This window comes from Stappia sediminis, from assembly GCF_009826895.1.
Classification (GTDB): Bacteria; Pseudomonadota; Alphaproteobacteria; order Rhizobiales; family Stappiaceae; genus Hongsoonwoonella; species Hongsoonwoonella sediminis.
In genome coordinates, this window is sequence record NZ_WUMV01000009.1 from 312,409 (window position 1) to 334,036 (window position 21,628).

At 57.0% G+C, this 21,628-nt stretch carries 17 protein-coding genes; 8 read left to right on the forward strand and 9 right to left on the reverse strand.

Annotated features, from left to right (window positions below; genetic code table 11):
- Positions 1 to 111: 111 nt before the first annotated feature.
- The 4 genes from GR183_RS19850 to GR183_RS19865 are packed head-to-tail and all read right to left on the reverse strand — an operon-like array spanning position 112 to position 3,983.
- Entirely contained in the window at positions 112 to 1,143 is a 1,032-nt protein-coding gene (locus GR183_RS19850; protein WP_160777407.1) for a TRAP transporter substrate-binding protein, read from the reverse strand.
- Positions 1,144 to 1,187: 44 nt separating this feature from the next.
- Positions 1,188 to 2,159 (reverse strand): PDR/VanB family oxidoreductase, encoded by a 972-nt coding sequence (locus GR183_RS19855; RefSeq protein ID WP_160777408.1) that lies wholly within the window; start codon positions 2,157 to 2,159, stop codon positions 1,188 to 1,190.
- A 24-nt stretch (positions 2,160 to 2,183) separates the two neighbouring features.
- A complete protein-coding gene (locus GR183_RS19860; protein WP_160777409.1) occupies positions 2,184 to 2,927 on the reverse strand; it encodes a GntR family transcriptional regulator in 744 nt (247 codons plus the stop codon).
- Positions 2,928 to 2,936: 9 nt separating this feature from the next.
- Entirely contained in the window at positions 2,937 to 3,983 is a 1,047-nt protein-coding gene (locus GR183_RS19865; protein WP_160777410.1) for an aromatic ring-hydroxylating dioxygenase subunit alpha, read from the reverse strand.
- A 182-nt stretch (positions 3,984 to 4,165) separates the two neighbouring features.
- Between GR183_RS19865 and GR183_RS19870 the strand changes: the two genes are divergently transcribed.
- Entirely contained in the window at positions 4,166 to 5,287 is a 1,122-nt protein-coding gene (locus GR183_RS19870) for a 5-methyltetrahydropteroyltriglutamate--homocysteine S-methyltransferase (RefSeq protein ID WP_160777411.1), read from the forward strand.
- Between the two features lie 54 nt (positions 5,288 to 5,341).
- Here the strand turns inward: GR183_RS19870 and GR183_RS19875 are convergent, their stop codons facing one another.
- The 3 genes from GR183_RS19875 to GR183_RS19885 all read right to left on the reverse strand — a co-directional run bounded on the left by GR183_RS19875 (position 5,342) and on the right by GR183_RS19885 (position 9,890).
- Entirely contained in the window at positions 5,342 to 5,638 is a 297-nt protein-coding gene (locus GR183_RS19875; protein WP_160777412.1) for a PilZ domain-containing protein, read from the reverse strand.
- Positions 5,639 to 5,825: 187 nt separating this feature from the next.
- Entirely contained in the window at positions 5,826 to 8,288 is a 2,463-nt protein-coding gene (locus tag GR183_RS19880) for an adenylate/guanylate cyclase domain-containing protein (RefSeq protein WP_160777413.1), read from the reverse strand.
- A 15-nt stretch (positions 8,289 to 8,303) separates the two neighbouring features.
- The gene (locus GR183_RS19885) at positions 8,304 to 9,890 is read right to left on the reverse strand and encodes an ABC transporter substrate-binding protein (protein ID WP_160777414.1); all 1,587 of its coding nucleotides are present in this window, start codon (positions 9,888 to 9,890) and stop codon (positions 8,304 to 8,306) included.
- A 300-nt stretch (positions 9,891 to 10,190) separates the two neighbouring features.
- Between GR183_RS19885 and GR183_RS19890 the strand changes: the two genes are divergently transcribed.
- The 7 genes from GR183_RS19890 to GR183_RS19920 all read left to right on the forward strand — a co-directional run bounded on the left by GR183_RS19890 (position 10,191) and on the right by GR183_RS19920 (position 16,467).
- Positions 10,191 to 11,153 (forward strand): ABC transporter substrate-binding protein, encoded by a 963-nt coding sequence (locus GR183_RS19890; RefSeq protein WP_160777415.1) that lies wholly within the window; start codon positions 10,191 to 10,193, stop codon positions 11,151 to 11,153.
- A gap of 11 nt (positions 11,154 to 11,164) precedes the next feature.
- Positions 11,165 to 11,860 (forward strand): L,D-transpeptidase, encoded by a 696-nt coding sequence (locus GR183_RS19895; protein ID WP_160777497.1) that lies wholly within the window; start codon positions 11,165 to 11,167, stop codon positions 11,858 to 11,860.
- A 51-nt stretch (positions 11,861 to 11,911) separates the two neighbouring features.
- Entirely contained in the window at positions 11,912 to 12,229 is a 318-nt protein-coding gene (locus GR183_RS19900; RefSeq protein ID WP_160777416.1) for a hypothetical protein, read from the forward strand.
- Between the two features lie 111 nt (positions 12,230 to 12,340).
- Positions 12,341 to 13,114, forward strand: coding sequence for an ABC transporter permease (locus GR183_RS19905; RefSeq protein WP_160777417.1), 774 nt, complete (start codon positions 12,341 to 12,343; stop codon positions 13,112 to 13,114).
- Positions 13,114 to 13,782, forward strand: a complete 669-nt coding sequence (locus tag GR183_RS19910; protein ID WP_160777418.1) for an ABC transporter ATP-binding protein — start codon at positions 13,114 to 13,116, stop codon at positions 13,780 to 13,782. The genes GR183_RS19905 and GR183_RS19910 overlap by 1 nt, the downstream gene beginning before the upstream one ends.
- A complete protein-coding gene (locus tag GR183_RS19915) occupies positions 13,727 to 15,115 on the forward strand; it encodes a KpsE/RkpR family capsule polysaccharide export protein (protein ID WP_160777419.1) in 1,389 nt (462 codons plus the stop codon). The genes GR183_RS19910 and GR183_RS19915 overlap by 56 nt, the downstream gene beginning before the upstream one ends.
- 371 nt (positions 15,116 to 15,486) lie before the next feature.
- On the forward strand, positions 15,487 to 16,467 hold the full coding sequence (locus GR183_RS19920; protein ID WP_160777420.1) for a capsular polysaccharide export protein, LipB/KpsS family: 981 nt from the start codon (positions 15,487 to 15,489) through the stop codon (positions 16,465 to 16,467).
- Between the two features lie 145 nt (positions 16,468 to 16,612).
- Here the strand turns inward: GR183_RS19920 and GR183_RS19925 are convergent, their stop codons facing one another.
- A complete protein-coding gene (locus tag GR183_RS19925) occupies positions 16,613 to 17,425 on the reverse strand; it encodes a sulfotransferase domain-containing protein (RefSeq protein ID WP_160777421.1) in 813 nt (270 codons plus the stop codon).
- A complete protein-coding gene (locus GR183_RS19930; RefSeq protein ID WP_160777422.1) occupies positions 17,422 to 21,627 on the reverse strand; it encodes a glycosyltransferase in 4,206 nt (1,401 codons plus the stop codon). The genes GR183_RS19925 and GR183_RS19930 overlap by 4 nt, the downstream gene beginning before the upstream one ends.
- Between the last annotated feature and the right edge of the window lies 1 nt (position 21,628).

Consider the following 21,628-nt stretch of genomic DNA (forward strand, 5'->3'; position numbering starts at 1 on the left):
TTGTCTGAAAAAAATCGAAATCCCATTTTGCCGCTCGCGATCAGCCGCTCAACAAAGAATGAAGGCGGCGAAGTTTCCTCCGCCGCCTCGTAATTTCTGCAAATCAGATACCTACGAACCGCCGCTGTATTTGTCGATCAGCGAACGCGCCTGATCGACCAGCGCCTTGCCGTCCTTGCCGGCCTTGTCCATTTCCGCCGCCCAGGCATCGATCAGCGGCGTCGCGGTGTCAACCCAGCGCTGCCTCTCCTCACCGTCGAGCATGTAGATGTTGTCGCCGGCTTTCTTGGCGATCTCCAGGCCGGTAACGTCGCCCTCGTCCATCGCCTTGCCGAACAGGCCCGCGGTCTCGATGCCCGAGTTGTCGTCGATCACCTTCTTCAGGTCGTCCGGGAGATTGTCGTAGGACGACTGGTTCATGGCGAAGACGAAAGTGGCTGCATAAAGCCCGTGCTCGCCGGCAAATCCCGTATGATTGTCGACAAGCTCGGAGATTTTGAGCGGCACCGTCACCTCCCAGGGGATTGTCGCACCGTCGATAACGCCCTTTGAGAGCGATTCCGGTACGGCGGGAACCGGCATGCCGACTGGCGTTGCACCAAGTTCCTCAAGCATCTGGTTGATGACGCGCGTTGCGCCGCGCAGCTTGAGCCCGTTCAGGTCCTCAAGCTTCTGGACCGGCTGCTTGGAGTGAATGAGGCCCGGGCCATGGGTGTGCCAGGCAATCACCTTCACACCCTGGAACTCGTCCTGGCAGTGCTCCTCGCAGTATTCGTGGAACGCCTTGGAAGTCGCCTCCGCGTTCGTGACCATGAAGGGAAGCTCGAAGACTTCCGTGGAAGGGAAGCGGCCCGGCGTGTAGCCGATCACCGTCCAGATGAGATCGACGACGCCATCGCGCGCCTGATCGTAAAGCGACGGCGGCTTGCCGCCGAGCTGCATGGACGGATAATGCTCGACCTTGATGCGGCCGTTCGATTCTTCCATCACCTTTGCCGCCCAGGGCTCAAGCGCCTTGGCGGGAATGGTCGCCTGCGGCGGCAGCATCTGGTGCAGGCGCAGGGTCACGTCCTGCGCATAGGCATTTGCCGAAATGGCAATGCCGGCGGCAGCAGCCGCAAGCATGAGTGTCAGTTTCTTCATGGCTTTTCCTCCCATCGGGTCTTTTTCGTTCGTAACCTTGCCGGTCAGGATTTCCTGTAGCCGGTGTCGATTATCGCGCTCCCACCTGCAAGGCGCGAGACACAGGTGCACATCCTGCGTTGTTCGCGCTTCTCCTCATCGGAGAAGAATACGTCGCGATGGTCAAGCTCTCCGTTAAGCTCGACAATATCTACCGCGCAAAGTCCGCATTCTCCGCGAAGGCAGTCCCAGATCATATCCACACCCGCGGCATTGAGCGCATCAAGCAGAGACTGGTCGGAGGCGACATCCACACGCTTGCCGATTCCCGCGATTTCGACACTGAAAGGCACCTCCGGCCTCTCGCCCGAATCGCCGAAAACCTCAAAGCGCAGACGGCTCGACGGCCTGCCGGTCGCAGCCCAGGCGGCCTTCGCGGCATTCAGCATGCCGAGCGGACCGCAGATATAGGCCTCGCCATCCGGCGGCAGTTCGGCGAATTCGGCTGCAAGGTCGATACGCCGCCCTTCTTCGGATACGAAGAACTCGGCGTCGGTGCCCATCAGTTCCGAAAGCTCACCGGCAAACGCGAGTTCGCCGCGCGTGGAAGCCGCATAGGCGAGACGAACCGGCCTTGCCCGTACGCTCAAGGCCTTGGCCATGCCGTAGATCGGCGTAATCCCGATGCCGCCTGCCAGCAGCAGATAGGACGAGGCGCGCCACGACAGCGCAAAGCGGTTTTCCGGCAACGTGATGCGCAGCCTGGCGCCCTCTACAAGGGTCCACATGAAGCGCGACCCGCCGCGGCTGTTTTCATGCCGCTTTACCGCAAGCCGGATATGGCCGGCATCACTTGAAACGCATGTGTAGGAGCGGATGGCGGGAGCGCCCTCGATCATGACCTCGACGGAGACATGCGAGCCTGGCTCAAAGGGCGGCAGCCCGCCTTCAACCGCGAATTCGATCAGCCTTATCCCGTCCGCTATCGACTGGGCGCGCGTGACGACGGCACCGCGCCACTCCTGCCTGCCCTTCATCGCCGCGTTCCTCCTTTTTGCCTCTTATCCCGAAACAAGCATGAGGCCCGGAACCCGCGCCATCAGCTTGTGATCGTCCATGACGAAGTCGAGGTTCTGCCGGGCAAGGCGCGAATGCTCTCTCGCAACCGCTTCCGCACGCGCGCCTTCGCGCATCTCGATCGCGTGGGCGATCGCCCTGTGTTGAGCTTGGCCCACGACGAGCGAAGTGCGGAAGGCGGGAATATCAGGCTGCGCATTCAGGAAGGCGCTCGGGCCCGCAAACGGAAGGCGCATGACCCTGTCGATTTCGCGGGCGACGATTTCACTGCCGGAAAGCACCTTCAGGAGATCGTGGAACTCCGCGTTCATTTCCGCATAGCGCGGAAAATCGAATGCATCGCCGGGTCCGCTCACAACCTTGTCGATCTCCGCAAGTATCGCCTTCATCGATACAAGCCGCGACGGCGATATTCCGCGTTCCGCGGCAAGGCGCGCCGCCGTACCCTCAAGCACGCCGCGAAGTTCGATGGCGTCGACGATATCCGCCTCGCTGAAGGAGCGCACGGTATAGCCGCCGGAGGGTATGAGCTCCAGGATGCCTTCCTGTTCCAGGCGCGCAAGCCCGGCGCGGATAGGCGTACGCGACAGGCCGAGGCGCGCCGAAAGGTTGACCTCCGACAGGCGTTCGCCCGGCGATACCTCGCCGGAAAAGACCAGCTCGCGGATCCCGAGCACGGCCTTCAGCGTCTGCGAGGACGCCTTTTCGCTCGCCTTGCGCTGCGCCATCGTCCTCTCCTATTCGGCCGCGGCCTTTGCGGAATTTTCCTCAAGGATCATCTTGTCGATGAGTTTGCGCGCCCACATGGAGCCCGCATCGATATTGAGGTTGTAGAAGATATGGTCGGGATTTTCCTCGATTGCCTTCTGCTGGGCTTCAAGGATCAGTTCGTCTTCGCGGAAGATCGTTGCCACCCCTTCCCTGAGCTCATGCGTGCGCGCCTGCTCGCTCAGGCGATAATTGCGCGCGAATGCCCAGAAGTAATGGCAGGTAGACTCCGTTTCCGGCGTAATGGTGTTGAGAACGAAACCGTTCACCCCTTGCGAGCGGTCGCCGTCCGGCGCGCCCGTTCCCACCGGCGCCACGCCCACATCGATCGCGATCGTTGCCGGCGCCTCGAAATTGATGATCTGCCAGCGATCGACATTGCCGGGTTTGCCAAGCTGCGCCCGCCAGAACGGGGGAGGATCGATGTCCGCCATCCAGCGCGTGACGGTCGCGCGTCCCTCGCCATGGCTTACCGTAAACGGCGCTTCGGCCACGGCTCGGTTACCGATGGAAGAGCCGTGCACATAGGTTTCATGCGTCAGGTCCATCAGGTTGTCGATGACCAGCCGGTAGTTGCACATGACGTGAATGACCTTGCCGTCCGCCGCCCACTTCGGATCGTCGTTCCAATGCAGGTCCGGCACGAGGTCCGGATCGGCGAGAGCGGGATCGCCCGGCCAGATCCAGATGAAGCGATGCCGCTCGACGACCGGAAAGCTGGTCACGCATGCGGATGGATTGATGGTGTCCTGCGACGGCATGTATACACACCGGCCCGTATCATCGAACTCCAGGCCGTGATATCCACAAATGACGTTGTCACCGTGAAGCTCGCCCTTTGAAAGCGGGAGCAGACGATGCCAGCAGGCATCGGCCAGCGCGACGGCCGCCCCATCCTGCCTTCGATACATAACGACCGGTTTTCCGCAAATTTTTCGCGCCAGAAGGCTGCGCCCGACCTCGACATCCCAGGCAGCAGCATACCATGCGTTCAAGGGGAAGCTGTGCTCTTCCATGATCGGCCCTCCCGAATTTCCCCAGCCGATTGCCTTGGCAAGATACGGACTGTATACAATTTGTACCACCCAATTGCAAGGCTTCGCCAGATCGGCGAAACTGCCGCCCAAATGGCGCAAGGAGTCGTCCTGCCCGGCGCTTGCCTGCGATACACAATCAAATCAATCGGGAGGAGAGAGACATGACCGTTCCAAAGCCGCCCTATCGTGCAGACCATGTCGGCAGCCTGCTGCGGCCGGAAAGCGTGAAGGCCGCGCGCAAGAAGCGCTTCGAAGACAAGCAAATGTCGGCGGAAGAGCTTCGCGCCATCGAGGACGACGCCATCCGCGACGTCGTGAAAATGCAGGAGGACATAGGCCTGCTGGCCGTTACCGACGGCGAATACCGCCGCTCCTGGTGGCATTACGATTTTCTTGGCGCACTGACCGGTTACGAACTGGAGGAGCGCGAGGAAGGCGTTCAATTCCACGGGCAGAAACTGCGCCCGATCTACCCGACGATCAAGGGCAAGCTCGACTTTCCCGCCGACCATCCGCATGTGGAGCATTTCAGGTTCCTTGCGGGCGTGACGAAGGTAACGCCAAAGATCTCGATACCTGGCCCGAGCGTATGCCACTTCCGCACGCTGCCGGCCGACATCGCCCCGGCGGAATACAAGGACGTCGAGGTGCTGACCGCCGACATCGCCGCAACATACAAGAAGGCGGTGCAGACCTTTTATGACGCTGGCTGCCGTTACCTGCAGATGGACGACATCTTCTTCGCCTATCTCTGCGACCCCAAGCACCGCGCGGACAAGAAGGAGCAGGGCTTCGACCCCGACTGGCTGATCGACCGCTACGCCTGGATGATGCATGAGGCGATCAAGGACAGGCCGGACGACATGCTGATCGGAATGCACATGTGCCGCGGCAACTTTCGCTCGACCTATGCCGCGGAAGGCGGCTACGACCCGGCGGCGGACGCCGTCTTCAACAAGACGGGCGTCGACATCTTCTTCATGGAATACGACACGGACCGCTCCGGGGGGCTTGAGCCCTTGCGCCTTCTCTCCAAGGGCAAGCAACGCGTGTTGCCGGGCTTCATCACCACGAAGACCGGCGATCTTGAAGATCTGGACGACCTGAAGCGGCACTTCGAGGAGGCCTCGAAATACGCCGATATCGACCAGCTCGGCATAGCGCCGCAATGCGGCTTCGCCTCAACGGAGGAAGGCAACCTCGTCACCTATGACGACCAGCGTCGCAAGCTGGAACTCGTCGTCAGGACGGCGGAAGCGATCTGGGGCGGGGTAGCCGCCTGATCGCCGAAGTTGATACGAACCGGCAAGGGCGCAGCCATCTTGCGCCCTTGTTTCTTATTCGACGAATTCGATCCGGTGCTGGGACTTCGGATGCAGGAACCTCAGCCCGTATCTGCATCCGTCCGACCAGACTATGACGGAGTAAAGCTGCGTATCGGACTGGGGGATCGACAGCGAAAACGTTCCCGAAATTTCAAGCGGCCCGTCGGTGCGGATTCCGCAACCGGTAACGCTCAGATTTTCGATCACGCATTCGATTTCCCGGTCACCGTCAATGATCCTGCCCGAAATTTCGCAATCGGCACGGGGAATCTTGCGAGACTCGAGCCCGGCATTCGCTCCTTCGGCCATGGCCTTGCACCTCTATGATTAAAAAACCAATATTATTTACAGTTACAATAATTTCTCTACGTGAGGTTAAATTGAAAATTTCAAAGACCCCCCCTTGAAAAAGCAATTCGAATACAAACGAAATAGACCGGAACAAGGAACAGCGCCGACGTCCGAATTCCGTTTCGCGCCGACGTAGCCGGAAGGATCAGTTTGACAACTCGTCCAGCGCTTTTTTGAGGATTGCCGTTGCCTGGGCACGCTGATCTGGCGACATCAAACCCGCATCGAGATCGAGCCGCATGTTCGGCATTTCCTCGCGCAATTGCCGCCCCGACGTCCCGAGCGCTTCGTAGCTATCGACCACGCGATACGTCATGACCGGATAGGCGAGCCCCTTGACCGTTATGTGCCCGCGTTCCTCGCAGTGAATTTCATTCTTCACGTGCGCGAAAGTCTCGTAGGAGATCAGGATTTCGCCCGGTTCGGCGCTGGTCTCGAGACGAGAGGCAAGGTTCACGCCGCCGCCGATAATGGTGTAGTCCATCCGGTCTTCACTGCCGAAATTGCCGACCGTGCAATAGCCGGTGTTGATCCCGATCCGGCAGCGCAGCGGGTTCTCTATACCCGAGGCGCGCCAGAGCCCGGCCAGTTCGCGCATGCGTTTTCGCATGGCGATCGCCATTTTCACGCAGGCAAGAGCATCCTCGCGTACGCCGCGCGTTTCAGGATCGCCGAAGAAAATCACGATGGCGTCGCCCACGTATTTGTCGATCGTCGCGCCATGGGCCAGCGCAATCCGCGACATCTCCGTGAGATAATGGTTCAGAAGCTGGGTCAGATCCTCCGATTCCATCTTGTCGGCCGTTTCCGTGAAGCCCGCGATATCGGAGAAGAAAACCGTCAGCTTCTTGCGCTTGGCGGAGATCTCTACACTCTGGCTGCCGGTGAAGATCGAGGAATAGACCTGCGGCGAAAGGTATTTGGATAGTTTCGTGGAAAGCGATTCAAGCATCCGGTTCTGCTCCAGAACGCGTTCATTCGCCTCTTCCGCCTTGCGTAACGCCGCCTGGGCAGAGGCATAAAGGCGGGCATTGTCCAGCGAGATGGAGGCCAGTTCCGCAAAACGGGACAGGACCGAGGCTTCCTCTTCGCCGAAATTGCGCTCCGACCTCTCGTCGTAGGCCATGCCGAGCACGCCGATCACCTGCGTACCGGACTTCAGCGGCACTCCGATCACCGCGCGAATGAAACCGTCGTGCCGCGGATTGGGAACCCGGTCCGGCCAGTTGGCATAATCATTGACCACGACCGGATCGCCCGACATCCAGACCTTACCGGCCACCCCCTGCCCCGGCTGCAGTTCGTAGCCAACCGATTCCGCGTAGACGCCAACGCCGATCCTCCGGCGGATGGCTGCGTCGGCCTCATCGGCCAGATAGATGTACCCATGGGCGGCATCCAGCATTTCGCCCGCGCGCGTGACGATCGCCTGCAACAGTTCGTCAAGGTCGAGCCGGCTGATGATGCCGAGCGTCGTTTCGTTGAGAGCCGTCAGATAGTCCGCCTGCCGCCGCAGTTTCTCTTGCGCCAGCACCCGCTCTGTCACATCGGTCGCAACGCCGATCACGCCGCTCGCATCGCCCGATGAACCGGCATGAGGCGCGCACCAGACCTCGAAGATCTGATCGTGCAACGCGGCGACCGAGCTTGCCGTCTCGCCGCGCCGCGCGGTTTCCGCCGCTGACAGGATTTCGGGCGAGCTTGCGAATACGCCCGACAATGGACGACCGATCGCCCCTTCCGGATCGAGCCCGAGCGTATCGAGGCCCTTTCCCTCCAGAAGCGTTATTGCCCCATTCCCATCGAGCGCGAAAAGGATGATCGGGGCATTCGACACCACGGTGGTGAGTCGCTCTTCCAACCGGCCGTAAAGCACGCGCAGCTCATCCGTCATATCGTTGAAGGAGCGTGCCAGCATACCGACTTCATCCTGGGTGCGAACGGGGATCGTAGTGTCCAGCTCACCCCGGCCGACACGCTCCGCCCCCTGCACCAGTTCGGCAAGCGGCGCGGTCAGGCGCCGGGTCAGCGTCATCAGGACGATGGCGATCAGTACGGACCCCGCCAGACCGAGTATCAGGACATAGGTGCCGAGCCGGTTTACCGCGCCATAGACCTCGCTTTCCGGATCGGTCGCGACGACATACCACTGCCAGGGCTCGAAATAGTGGACGCTGCCCAGATACTTCTGCCCGCCGAAACGGTAGCTGATTTGCCCGTCCTGCCCCGACGTCATTTCCGCAAACCAGGGCTCCTTTCCCACATCCGCGCCGACCAGCCCCGGATCGGGCGCATGGGCGATACGCCCGCTCCCGTCGATAACCAGGACGAAACCTTCCTGGCCGATCTCGATCGTCGCCATGATCGCCGCTGCGTCGCTTTGGGCCTGGCGGACGCTGGCTTCTACCGTATCGAGCGAATAGGCTTTCAGGAATTCGGCCTGGTTTTGCGCTGCCTGCAGGGCTTCCTGCCCCCGGGTCTCCAGCCATTGTTCGGCGATTTCACGCAGCGCCTCGCGGGAGAGGAAATAGGTGATGCCGCTGGCTGCGGCAAAGGCGGCAAGCAGCAGAGGCAAGGTGGCCCATAAAATCTTGCTGGAGATTTTCATGGGCCCCTCGCGCTGTCAGTCCTTGAACCGGGTCGTTTCGGTGAACTGCGGATAAAGCGCCATCGCTGCCGTCAGCGGATGGCCGTAGTCGACATTCTTGCGCCGCGCATAGACAAGGTTCACGTAGTGAAGCGGGAGCGCTGCGGCATCGGACAGGAGTTTGACCTGCGCCTGCTTCCAGATGCGGACCTGATCGGCCGGATCGCGGGCGCTGCGCGCGATTTCGATCAGCTTGTCGATCCCGTCGTAATGCGAAAAATTCGTATCGGGGCTTTTGCCGGTCACCACCGTGGAATCCGAATGGAAGAACCTCGTGAGGAACACATCCGCATTCGGACGCCATGCCACATAGATCACGATGGCGTTCTCATCCTCCCGGATGCGCCTGTGCATCTCGCGGTGCTCCACGACCTCCAGTTCGATCTCGATGCCGACCTTCGCCAATTGATCGCGCAGACTTTCGTAGTTGGAGAGGTAGTGGCCGCGTTCAGACGTCACGAGCTTCAGCTTGAAGCCGTCTTCATATCCGGCTTCAGCAAGCAGTTCCCGCGCTTTTGCCGGATCGTAAGGGTAGTCGAGCTGCAGGCGGGCCGCCTCTTCGCGCGAGAGCCCGCCGGGCAGGAATTCCGCCGGCACCGGCGAATAGACGTTCTCGACAACGCCTTGCGCGAAGAGCGAACGGAAGACATCACGGTCCACCGCGTAGGCCAGCGCCTTGCGCACGCGGATATCGTCAAGCGGAGGCCGGGCGGTATTGAAATGCATGGTGATCACCTGCCCGACACCGAATACGTCGACGTTGATGGACTCATCGCCCGAGATCGCGTCGAACCATTCCGGCTTCTCGGAGCCGAAGATCACGTCAAGTTCTTCGTCCCGCAAAAGCGCGTCGCGTTTCTCGAAATCGGGGAGATAACGGACCTCCACGCCGTCAAGCTGGGGCCGACCGCGAAAGTAAGCCTCGTTCGCGGCAAGGCGTATGCGCTCGCCCGCGACCCGATCTTTGAACACGAACGGCCCGGTTCCGACGGGATGGGCCCCGAAATCCTCGTCGCCAAGGGATTCGACCGCTTTCTTGCAGACGATGAAGCCGCCGGCGTAGTCGGCAACTTTCGGAAAAAACAGTATGGAAGAGAGCGGAGTATCGAAGGCGATGTCGACCGTAAAGTCATCGACCTTGCTTGCCGTCATCCCTTCATAGTCACCCGCATAGGACGAGACATCGGGATCGGCGGCGCGCATGAGCGAAAACACGACGTCATCGGCGGTGAGTTGGTAGCCTTCCGTACGCGGACCGGGATGGCACATGACATCCCGGCGCAATTCGAAACGCCAGACCTGCTTGCCGTCGGCGATCTTCGGAACCGGAATGGAGGTTGCGATATCCGGCTCGATTTGCGGCGCCTCGCCGGGTTTGTAGCGCAAAAGGCCGTTGAAGATCATGTCCACGACCGCCCGGTCGTTTCGCGAAGCCGCGCGGTGTGGATCGCCCGTGCCAAGGTCGGCGGCGTCGATGCCCAGACGCAGGATTTGCGCGTCGTTTTCCACGGCGTTGGCGGCAGGCGTGATGAAGAACATCAGGAGCAGGGCCGCAATGGCCATGCCAATCGACCTCCACTCGTTCGCGACCGTTGAATGAACCTCCCCCACTGTCGTCACCTGTTTTTGGGTTTCTTTTTTGGAACCGGCACATGCCGTAGCACTCAGTCGACCACCTTCTTATGATTTTCGATAAGAGTACCACTTGTCGGGCAAGCCACCGCAGCGTGAACAATCTATGACTATTTTCGCCATGATCCGCATTAATAATTCAAAATACACCCGCTAATATCTGCCGCAGCGTTATTCCGATATTCATCCGCGATCATTTTCCAGCCAACGTTAGAAAAGGCCCCGGAAGCGATGAAAGCAACTTTCAGCGTGACAGTACAGGCAGCGATAATTTCTTGCCTTCTGGCGTTTTCCTCGTCCGCGCAAGCCGACAAACTGGTTATCGGCGTTCCGGCATGGCCCTCCGCACAGGTTACCGCCAACATCATCGCAATGTCGGTCAAGGATCGGCTTGGCGTCGAAACGGACCTTCAGGAGCGCGGAACGCTGACGATCCTGGGTGAAATCGGCAGCGGCGATATCGACGTTCACCCGGAAATCTGGCTGCCCAACCTTTCGCAGATGGTCGAGCGGATGAGCAAGGATGAAGGCCCATTGCGCCTCAGCCAGATCGGCGTGGACGCAACGCAGAATATCTGCGTCACGCGAGGAACGGCGGCTTCGACGGGCATCAAGGCCGTCAGCGACCTCACAAGGCCGGAAATCGCCGAGCAGTTCGACAGCGACGGCGACGGCAAGGGCGAAATCTGGATCGGTGCGAAGACGTGGTCCTCGACCGAGATCGAAAGGATCCGGGCGCACAGTTACGGCTACGACAAGACCATGAACCTGCTGGAAATGCCGGAAGACGTGGCAATGGCTGCGGTCGATGCCGCGGTCGCAATCAGCCAGCCGATCGTTTTCTATTGCTACGGACCGCATCACGTCTTCGAGCTTCATGACATCGTGACGCTGGAGGAACCGCCCTACGACGCCTCGCACTGGACGATCGTCAAGCGCGCGGACGATCCGCAATGGCTGGAGAAATCCACGGCGGACACCGCCTGGGACCGCTCGCACTTTCACATTGGCTATGCAACACGCCTGGAAAAGGACATGCCTCAGGTCGCCGAATTCCTGAACCGGATATCGTTTGACCCTTCGGATACCACCGCCATGAGCTACGCGGTCGTGGTCGAGGGCAAGTCACCTCAGGACGTCGCGAAATCGTGGATCGAGGCAAACGGCGATCGTATCGGGGAGTGGATGAAGTGAGTGCTTTAGGTATCGCGTCGAGGCTGAACAGCCCTTCCATCCGGCGGAACGTGCCGTTTCGGCCCGCCATCGCGGCGTTGCTCGTCATCTTTTGTGCTTGTGCGGCGCTCGCACAGGCGCTGGAAACGCAAATCTTCGATCCGGCGACCCGCACATGGGTCACCTATGATCCGCGCCAGGCGGTCAAATATTACCGCGCGCATGGACAAACGCCTGAGGAATTTCAGCGCAGGATCGTGGATTTCAAGACGGCGGAAAAACCCGGCACCATCATCATCGATGGCGACAAGCACTTCCTCTATTTCGTGCTGCCGAATTTCCAGGCGATCCGATACGGCATCGGCGTCGGGAAGGAAGGCTTCGGCTGGGCCGGCATCGTCAAGGTCGGACGCATGCAGGAATGGCCGACGTGGACGCCGCCGGCCGAAATGGTCGAGCGCGATCCCAAGGCCGCCCAGTACAAGGACGGCATGCCCGGCGGCCCGGAAAATCCGCTGGGTGCCAGGGCGCTTTATCTCTACGAGGGCAATCAGGATACGATCTACCGCATCCACGGTACGAACCAGCCCTGGTCGATCGGCCTCAATATCTCGTCGGGCTGCATTCGCATGAACAACGACGACGTGACCGACCTCTACAGCCGCGTCGAGATCGGCGCGAAGGTGATCGTGCTGATGCAGGGAGCAGCCCTCTACCGCGGGGTTTGACACCGGATTTCCATAAAACAAACCAATCAACCAGCGAAGGATCCTGGCCAGATGAACTCGTTCAAGCCCCGTTCCGCCTTCTTCATGGCGATTGGAATTCCGTTTGCCCTTGCCGGCTGCTCCACCAGCAGTTCCTCACCGACAAGCCCGGTTGTTCGCACGTCGGAAGCAACCGCGCCGGCTGCATTGCAGCTCACCTGCGCTTCGGAAGCCGCCACCCGCTTCGCAGTTTCCAGTGACAAGATATTGCCCGTCTCTTCAAGGCAGGGCGACGACGGCGGCTACCTTGTCGACCTTTCCATGGACGGACAACAGGCGACCTGCGCCATCGGCGAAGATGGCGTCGTGACTTCGCTGGAACGGGCCTGAGGGTTCTAAGCGCCGGAAATTAGGGCTTGATTGTTGCGGCCGCGCTCTTTTTCCGGCCGGAGGAAATGTGTATCAAGGGCGAATGTTACTCGCATTTGATACAGAAGCCGTATGATTGCCGCTTTACGACAACGTTTCCGAATCATTGCCGCGCTCGTCATCCGCGAGATTACCACCCGCTATGGTACGAGGATTGGCGGTTACGCCTGGGCCATCATAGAGCCTGTAGCCTTTATCGCCACGTTATCCTTGATTTTTTCCGCGATCGCCCGCACGCCCCCGCTGGGGCGAAGTTTCATGCTGTTTTATGCGACGGGCTATCTTGCATTCTGGATATACCGGACCATGGCGGACCAGGTCAGCAAGTCGGTCCAGGTAAATAAAGCACTGCTAACCTATCCGGTGGTCTCGCCGCTCGACACGATACTTGCGCGCACAACGCTGCAAATCGTCACGCAGTTCGTTGTTTGCGTGGCGATATTTTCCGGAATTTTCCTTTTGATCGAACATTTTTCTTCAATAAGCCCGGCTCCGGTGCTTGCCGCCTTTTTTCTTGCGATAAGCCTTGGCATGGGCATTGGCATTACAAATTGCGTTCTTTTTCATTTCAGCGGTCTATATGAGAAAATCTTTCAAATCGTCAGTCGACCTCTTTTTTTCATTTCCGGTATTTTCTTTTTACCGGATTCCATTCCACACCCTTACCGCGAATACTTACTCTGGAACCCTATCGCCCATATCGTTTCCCTATTTCGCCAAGGATTCTATCCAACCTACCGGGCACATTACATCGATATATCCTATGTCCTGGCCTTGTCGGCCAGCTTCGTTGTGGCCGGCTTGAGCCTCTTGGCAGTGTTCGGTGCGAAAGTCAGGGAAGCGTGATGATACGCCTCGAGCAGGTTTCGAAATCGTTCAAGTTCAAAGGCAAGACCCACCACGTCGTCCGGGATGTATCCTTCACCATCCCGCGCGGGCGCAGTGTTGGGCTCATCGGCCGCAACGGCGCTGGAAAATCGACGCTTTTGCGGCTCATAGCTGGAATAGCCGCTCCCGATCGCGGACAAATCATCAAGACCGCCAGCGTGTCCTGGCCGCTCGGGTTCGCGGGAAGCTTCCATACCGCTCTCACGGGAGAACAGAATGTAAGGTTTGTTGCCCGCATCTATGGCAAGGATACGGAAGCACTTGTTTCTTATGTGGAGGATTTCGCCGAACTTGGCCAGCACTTCCGCAGGCCTGTCGGATCATATTCGTCCGGCATGAAGGCTCGACTGGCTTTCGGCGTGAGCATGGGCATCGCGTTTGACTATTACCTCATTGATGAAGTCACGGCGGTGGGCGATACGAATTTCAAGAAAAAATGCTCAATGGTGTTCCATGAAAGACTGAAAGAATCAGATATCGTCATGGTTTCCCATTCCGCGGGTACGCTTCGCCAATTTTGCAATTCCGGCATTTTGCTCGAAGACGGAAAATTGACCTTTTACGAGGACATTGAAGAAGCCTTGCAAATTCATCAGTCAAATATGGCGGAGAGGACCAGGATTTGAGTCTATGGCTATAAACGAACCTGAAGCCTCAAACGTGGGAAAGGTTTCCGGCCTCGCGGAAAATGGGAACCGCCGAAGTTCGGAAATTGCCGGGAAAGCGAACGCGTCGAGAAAACTGGCTGTGGTTGCAGGCAATGCGGTGTCAGCGCGCCTCAGGCACGCCGGCCTCGATCCGATGCAACTGGTTCGAGCGAGATCGGCGGCTGAAGAAGGCCAGGTCAAAATCCCGCTCCGGCATCGCTGGATGGTCCTGGGTTTCGTTTTCGGCGTGTTGCTTCCAGCGATCGTGGTAACGGTCTACATGGTCTTCATTGCGGCGGATCAGTACCATAGCCGCACCGCTTTCGCCGTACGCACAATCGAAAATGCCGGAGCGACGGAACTACTCGGGCTTGTGGTCCAGGGCGGCGGCGCTTCAACGACATCGGATAGCTATATCATCAGCGATTATCTGCAAAGCCAGGCTGTGGTTGAGGATATTTCCAAGACGCTGGACCTGGAGGCAATCTTCAATCGGTCGAATTCGGACTGGTATTTCGCCATGGGCGAAGACCTTCCGATCGAAGACAAGGTCGAATACTGGAATACGATGGTTGACGTTAATTACGACGCAACTTCAGGCCTGATAACCATCGAAACGCGCGCGTTCGCACCTGAAGACGCGACCGCCATTGCCGACGCCCTGGTCGAAATCAGCGAACGGCTGGTAAACCGGCTCGCCGACAAGGCGCATCGCGAGTCTATTCGTTTCGCCAAACAGGAAGTGGCACGCGCCGAGGCGCGGCTGAAAATCTACCGCAAGGAACTCCTCCAGTACCGGGAAGAAACTCAGGAAATAAGCCCACTGGAAAATGCCAGGATCACGGTCGAGCTGATCGCATCCCTTGAACAGGAACTCACGAAGAACCAGGCGGAACTCAAGACCCTCAAACAATATCTGGACCCACAGTCTCCGCAGATCCGGATTCTTGAACGCCAGATACTGAGCCTGGAAGAACAGATCAGTTCGGAACGGCAAAGGTTAGGTGCCGGAAACGGCACATCGGATGTCGCCAGGCGTTCGATTTCCAACCGACTGGCAAGTTACGAAGAGCTGGAAGTGGAACGCGAGTTTGCGCAAAAGGCTTATACTGCGGCACTTGCCGGTCTTGAAAATGCCCGGGCGGAAGCGGATTCCAAGCAAATTTATCTCGCAGTTTCGCTGCATCCGTCCCTTTCGGAAGACGCGCAATATCCTTATCGCCTGCTCTCCTCGCTGACGGTATTTCTCTTGCTGTTTGGAGTTTGGCTGGTGTGCGTCCTCACATTCTACAATTTCAGGGATCGGAGATAACGGTCCCGACGGTCGGGCATATTACCGCCTCTCCAACCGGAGGAGTACGCGGGCATATGTCGCCGTCGGGGAATCTGCCAGCTAGAGCGCGTCTTGTTTAATCGGAATCACCGGACGCGCTCTATCTATTTGATATTGTGCATGTCCTTGCCCCAAAACCGGTTCCCACTTTTGGGGGACATGCTCTAGAGCATATCCCGCATGATCCGAACAGGATTTCGCGATAAGGAAATGCTCAAGATATTGAATCTGTAGCGAACTCTAATCACGAAAGCGGTTCCGTTTTCGTGGAAAGCACTCTGGAAGCGGTCAGGGTTCGATGTGCTTAGACGTGTTCAAGGTCCGCCCACAAAACCCACCAAGAAGAATTTATGCCCCTTCCGGTTAGTCAATCCAATGTGTTCGCCGTTTCTGTAGCCGACCGCGGGCTCTGGCGTCAGAAAAAGCTGCTCGAGGCCTTTCTGGGCGGGCCTGTCGTCAGGGACTTCGCTCCGCTACGTGCAAAAAATGCCGTACGAATTGGCTGGGGGCGCAAGGCGAGTGGCCTTCGCGCGGAGCGCATTGGTATGCGAGCCGGACAGGCCGTATGGCGGTTGGAGGACGGGTTCCTGCGATCATGGAACCTTGGTCATGTCGACCCGCCGCTTTCGCTTGTCGTGGACGATGTCGGGATTTACTACGATTGCCATAGGCCATCCCGTCTGGAGCGGCTCTTGAGTTCCCCGCTTGCCCCTGAACAGTCTGCGCAAGCTGTTGAAATCATTCGTGCATGGCGGAATTCACGGGTCTCGAAGTATAACTTTCAGCCCGATTATGCCGGATCGCTTCCCGAGAATTTCGTCCTCGTCGTCGATCAGACGCTCAACGACCATTCAATCCGCTTCGGCGCAGGCGATGGGAGTTCATTCGAACGAATGCTGAAAAGTGCGATCCGCGATTATCCCGGCCATACAATCCTCGTAAAAACTCATCCGGATGTCATGGCGGGCAGGAAGGCCGGCTACTTTGACGCAGACGTCGCGAAAATTTCGCCCAGAGTCCGCCTTTTCGCAGAAGCCGTTCATCCGGCTCGCCTCATCGCGGAAGCGGACGCGATCTACACGGTCACGTCCCAGCTTGGCTTTGAGGCCCTCCTATGGGGAAAGCCGGTGCACACATTCGGCATGCCTTTTTATGCAGGGTGGGGTTTGACGGAAGACGATCAAAGCCCACCCACGCGCCGTGGAAGGGCGACGCTTGAGGCACTTGCCCACTCTGCGCTCATTGAATATCCGCTATATTGCACTCCGTCTGGCGAACCCACGACGTTCTGGGAGACGGTCCACCGACTAAGCCGCCAATCACCGGCTTGACCTTCAACTTCCGGATCATGTTCGGGGTGGGCGTGCGACCGGCCACCATGCCGATTGCAACGTCGTTTGCGTAAAGCCGCACTCGCCGGGTTCCCGAAGCAGCAACTTGCTCTGGTATAGATATGCTCTCAAACTTCTCCGCGGCTCACCAATTCAGGTCGGTCTCATAGCCAAGGTCGATCAGCGCCTGGCCATAACGCGCCTTGAAGACTTCGCGAATTCTGTCCGTGAAATGCTCCTGCCACGGCCCACTTTCCGGGTTGGCGAAGGTCCTGGAAAGATCGATACCCTCCACTTCCGCAATCCCGAGAAATTCAAAAATACGCTGCAGATATTCCTGCGGATCGCGCGAGAAATCTTCAAGCTTGATGGTCAGGATCCGTTCATCGTCAAAATTTCCAAGCACCTGATCCTCAATGACCGCTCGGCTTATGTTGTCGAGTTCGTGCAGGATGCCGTCTTCCTTGGAAGCACTGAGCAAAACAGGCCTATCCCGCTTCAGTTGCTCCCAGATCCAACCATTGAATTCTGTAACATGGCCTTCCCTATGATGAAAATAATCCGACACCAGCACCTGCCGCGGATCGCGGATTATTCTGACCCCCTTCCAATTGTCGGTTTCAGACTTGATCCGGTCGAGGGATCTCTCGGTGGAATTCGAGAACAGTACGACATCGCGACCGTCGCGGCCTATATTCGCAAGGTCGATATTCTGAAGGTCCAGGTCATCCAAATTCAAACCAAACCTGAATGGAGCTTCCTTGATCTTGTAGCTTCTTACGCGCGCATCGAGTTTTTTCGCAATGCGCTTGAAAATTTCGCTTCTGAACAGGCGGGACGCGCATTTGTGGTGCCCAAAGAAAACGATACAGTTCGGCACGCTTGCATGATCGGGAACTGAGATAGACTCCGCTGCCTTTGCCCCATGACCGGAAGAGGCCGGCGCTGCCGCTTTCATTTCGCCTCTCCGGAGTTCCCGGCCCGCTCGGCAGGAGAACCATCGGCAATCCTGGACTCGGCTGCCAGGTCCTGAGAGGAAGAAACACGTCGAAGAATACCGGTCCGCCACTCGCCGCCGATCCACTGCCAGCGTCCGTCCGCGCGCACGACATCGTCCACGAAAGGCTTGATTGCCGGCCAGTCGGTCGTGTCGTAGTCGTCGAATACGAGCAAGCCGCCAGGCCTCACCATATCCCCGTAAAGCTCGAAGTCTCTCGTCACACCCGCAAGGCTGTGATCGCCGTCGATAAGGACGAAGTCGTACAATCTGTCGCCGGCCATCCCTAAGGCTTCTTCGCTATCGCTATAGTGCTGGATGATCCTGTAGTCGCTTTCGGGAATTGAAAGCGCCGACAGATTGCCCTCAAGCACATCCCGGTTCACTGGCATGCCTGTGGCAGAATCTGCGCCAGCGTTGTAATAGCCATCTAGCGGGTCTATCAGCGTGAGGGAAACACGCGTCCCGAAATCGGCTGTCTTGTAAAGGGCCGCAGCACCGATCCCGAACAGTGTACCTATTTCCAGAACTTCGATGGTTTCCTTGCCTAGGGAGCGCAACGCAAGCGTACGCAGCATCGCAGCCTGGATGGTAGTAGCAAGGCGTCCATCGCAGATCTGTTCGACATTGCAGATCTTGTTGGCAATGTAGCTGAGCGCCTTCCGGTTTCGCGGAAGCCCGAAGGTCGGAATCCAGAACTCCAGAATCCGCTTGATATCGGTATCGTTCAGATATCTCAAATGCCCGTTCGCGCCGGCGGAATTGGCCCCGGACAGGAGAGAGAATCTCTTGTTTTGAACATCGGCATTACTCTTGATGTCCTTGGCCACCGCAGCAATCTGCGCGTCGAAGCGTTTGGTCACCTTGTTCAGGTCCGCGTCGGCTTTATCGATCGCACGCTTCACCCATCCATCCGGCCCGAGAGCCGGATCGGCCGATTTTTCTCCACCTCCATTGCCGGAACCGAGCTGAATTGCACGATTCAGATATTCCACTTCGCGTTTCACCACGGCATCGAGCCGCTCGAAAGCATCGTTCAGCATTCTTACGGATTCGATGCCTTGCGCACTGGAGGCTGACATCCGCTCACGCAGATCCTCAGCAGTTTCCGCGAATCGCTCTTCCGCACCTTCAATCCGCTCACGCAACTCCGCCGCGATCTTTTCCATATCGCCTTCGAGGTGGCGCCCTTCGATATCCGCGATCCGCCTTTTCAACTCATCAACGGCGGCATCGATCCGTTTCCTGGCGAATTCCTCGGCATCCGACCTAGAAAGCTCGATTTGCCGCCCCAAATCCGCAGCAACTTTCCTGGCATCATCCCCTTTGGCCAAATGCGCGATTTCCGTCTTGGCCGCTTCCAACGCCCGCGAAAGGCGATCGATATCCCGCTGCTGCTTCTTCACCGTTCCACGGAGGTCGTTAATGGCAACGCGCCTTTCCCGCCGGTTACGGTTCCCGAGATATTGGCCATGCGCCACGGTCAGGAACAGCACGCTCCACCCGGCAAAGACGGATACCGCAACCGCAAGCCAGGGAGAGCGCAATTCCGGATACATGAAATAGCCGGCGACGAGCCCGGCAAGGGTTAAGAGCCAGACCCCGCCCCAACCAAGAATACGTTTGGAGAGCCACAAACACCCGAAATAAACAGTATCGACAATCAATGAAAAAGTCGGGAACCGTCGCTCGAAAGTTCCCACCTTCGTGCCGCTCATCGCTTGAGTATCGTCCTTCTTCTTTGCATCCATGGAATCATTCACGCTACCGGGAACCTCTTTACCTGAATTCCCCGCAGGCTTTACGTCAGTATTTGGAATATTCCCGAGCAGTTCCCCTGCTCCCTCCGGCTGCTTCGTATTGGCTTGTCGGTCACCGTTCCAGTTCGTCTCCTTCACGGAAGTGAAAGGGCTGTCACTCCTGCCCGCCGCCGGCGACCTCCGTGCATAAGTGGCTCGGTATTTTTCAAGATTGGGCAATCGCGAAAAGCAATTCGTCTCCAGGTCAATTTGACGAATACAAGAATCAAATCTATCGCCATCAACAGGTTTATTCCTGTTTTGTAAAATATTCTCCAGCGCATCGGCAATATTAATTGCGGAATCTGCAGCTCCCAAATTACAATGCTCTGACAAAAACTCCCGAGATTTTTCTTGGCTGCAGAAATATTCTCTCTTTCTCAATATTTCCGTTAATCTTTCTTGGTCTTCACAATATAAATAAGCTTCTTTTGGATCTTTAAATTTATCTACTTTCTCCGAATGTGGATTATAATAAATTACCGGTACATTTTTTGCCAAGGCCTCAAGAATGCCCGAGGCAAATTTTTGTACGGTGACGTCTACTTCATCCAATAGCTCATAAAAACTCTTATCGGATACGAATTCACTACAGCTTTTTCCGAGATCGGCAGGATGACGCGAAACAATCGGTTCAAATCCTGCTCGTTTCACTGCATCTACAGCAGACTCCAGCCAATCATCGCGATGCTCGACAAGAACCCCATAAGAAAAATTAGAATTGATCAGACATTTTTTACGAACATCACCCGCTTTTTTTCCGGAGCCCTCGTTAGCCAAGGCCTCGATGCGCGGTATCCCGCCAATAAAAATCGTCTGCTCGCTATCCTTGAAATATTTTGCGTCGAATTTGCCAGGCAGAATAACATTGGACACAGTCCGGTAAGCATGCCTTTCCCGGCCGACGTCTTCATCCCAATAATCTTGAATACCTTCGACAATACCCACCGTCGAAATATTCGCCTCATTCGCGGCAAGCAAAACGCTTCTCAGTATCGGGTCCCAGTCATTGAAACAGACTGCAATTTCAGGGCGTATCTCCGACAGCACGAAATTGCTGAATGAAACCAATTCCAGGCCGAGCTCTTTCGCCTTTGAACGAACACGTTCGTCACGATAATACGCAGAAAAATCAACAAGTATCGAACTGATATTTCTACGCTCCAGTTCTTCCTTTATTAGTGCATACGTCCACACGTGATAATCTTTATGTGGGAAAAACGCTACGCGCACTTGTCTCTGGCGGTTGTAGTCCCAAGTAAGTCTACCGATCAGACGTTCGAAAACATCCTCATTGACCTTGCATTTCTTTCCAGGCGCCTCCAAGCTCCCGAAGCTCTCCGCGCATGGCATTCTGACGGCCGTTTCTATCGCCGCGATCTTTTCCGACAACGCACGCCAATTCTGAGACTCGCGGACGAGACTTCCCGCATAATATCGCTCGACCCCGCGCCACAGGCCCTTGCCAATATCGCGATGCTTGCTGATGAATGTAGTAATATCCGGAAGCTGCCGTCTGAGATTATCGACGACCTCACTCACCTCGGCTTCGGTCGCAGCCAGCATGCCGTTGAATTCAAGAATTCTGTTTACCGACTTGATCTGATAATGAAGTTTTTGCCAAGCGCTTGATCTTGGATACGTCCGGGGAACCGACGTCCAGTCTTCATAGCTGCTTTTGATCAACTGCAAACTGACGTCCAGGTGCTTTTCCGGACCATTGCGAATCATGCTGTTTGCTCTCGCCCGATACGTTATCGTTTTCCGTTTCGTAGGCAAGAACATGTAGCCGGCCCGAAGTATCCGTAGCCACAGATCAAAATCTTCGGCTTGCTTCAGGGATTCATCAAACCCACCAATTTTATTGAATATTGTCCTTTTCAGCATTGGTTGATTTGCGTTAAACGGACATTGGCCGGAGGAAGATAGAAAATCCACTACACTGCCGCTGAATTCCGATGAAGACGGCGCTTCGAGTACGCTCTCGCCAATCGTAACGCTTCCAGCGTACACGCCTGCCACATCTTCGGCCGATCGATGCAAATGCGTGACGCGATCTTCTATCGAGTCAGCCATCAACAAATCATCAGAATCCAGAAAGCAGATGAACTCGCTGCTTGCAGCCCTAACGCCCGAGTTGCGCGCAGCGGATAAACCTGAATTCGCTCGATGATTTACAACTTTTATTCTTTTATCTTTACGCGCATATTTACTTATAATACCAGCGGTAGCGTCCGTCGAACCATCGTTGACTGCGATTATTTCAATGTTTTCATATGTTTGCCTTAAGATACTTTCAAACGTACTTTCCAAATACTGCTCAGAATTATAACACGGCACTACAATGGAAACGCTCGGGTACATA

What these genes read in the sequence shown, in the direction of transcription:
- GR183_RS19850 (WP_160777407.1), bottom strand. Translation starts at nt 1,143, where the DNA reads ATGAAGAAACTGACACTCATGCTTGCGGCTGCTGCCGCCGGCATTGCC.
- GR183_RS19855 (WP_160777408.1), bottom strand. Translation starts at nt 2,159, where the DNA reads ATGAAGGGCAGGCAGGAGTGGCGCGGTGCCGTCGTCACGCGCGCCCAG.
- GR183_RS19860 (WP_160777409.1), bottom strand. Translation starts at nt 2,927, where the DNA reads ATGGCGCAGCGCAAGGCGAGCGAAAAGGCGTCCTCGCAGACGCTGAAG.
- GR183_RS19865 (WP_160777410.1), bottom strand. Translation starts at nt 3,983, where the DNA reads ATGGAAGAGCACAGCTTCCCCTTGAACGCATGGTATGCTGCTGCCTGG.
- GR183_RS19870 (WP_160777411.1), top strand. Translation starts at nt 4,166, where the DNA reads ATGACCGTTCCAAAGCCGCCCTATCGTGCAGACCATGTCGGCAGCCTG.
- GR183_RS19875 (WP_160777412.1), bottom strand. Translation starts at nt 5,638, where the DNA reads ATGGCCGAAGGAGCGAATGCCGGGCTCGAGTCTCGCAAGATTCCCCGT.
- GR183_RS19880 (WP_160777413.1), bottom strand. Translation starts at nt 8,288, where the DNA reads ATGAAAATCTCCAGCAAGATTTTATGGGCCACCTTGCCTCTGCTGCTT.
- GR183_RS19885 (WP_160777414.1), bottom strand. Translation starts at nt 9,890, where the DNA reads ATGGCCATTGCGGCCCTGCTCCTGATGTTCTTCATCACGCCTGCCGCC.
- GR183_RS19890 (WP_160777415.1), top strand. Translation starts at nt 10,191, where the DNA reads ATGAAAGCAACTTTCAGCGTGACAGTACAGGCAGCGATAATTTCTTGC.
- GR183_RS19900 (WP_160777416.1), top strand. Translation starts at nt 11,912, where the DNA reads ATGAACTCGTTCAAGCCCCGTTCCGCCTTCTTCATGGCGATTGGAATT.
- GR183_RS19905 (WP_160777417.1), top strand. Translation starts at nt 12,341, where the DNA reads ATGATTGCCGCTTTACGACAACGTTTCCGAATCATTGCCGCGCTCGTC.
- GR183_RS19910 (WP_160777418.1), top strand. Translation starts at nt 13,114, where the DNA reads ATGATACGCCTCGAGCAGGTTTCGAAATCGTTCAAGTTCAAAGGCAAG.
- GR183_RS19920 (WP_160777420.1), top strand. Translation starts at nt 15,487, where the DNA reads ATGCCCCTTCCGGTTAGTCAATCCAATGTGTTCGCCGTTTCTGTAGCC.
- GR183_RS19925 (WP_160777421.1), bottom strand. Translation starts at nt 17,425, where the DNA reads ATGAAAGCGGCAGCGCCGGCCTCTTCCGGTCATGGGGCAAAGGCAGCG.
- GR183_RS19930 (WP_160777422.1), bottom strand. Translation starts at nt 21,627, where the DNA reads ATGTACCCGAGCGTTTCCATTGTAGTGCCGTGTTATAATTCTGAGCAG.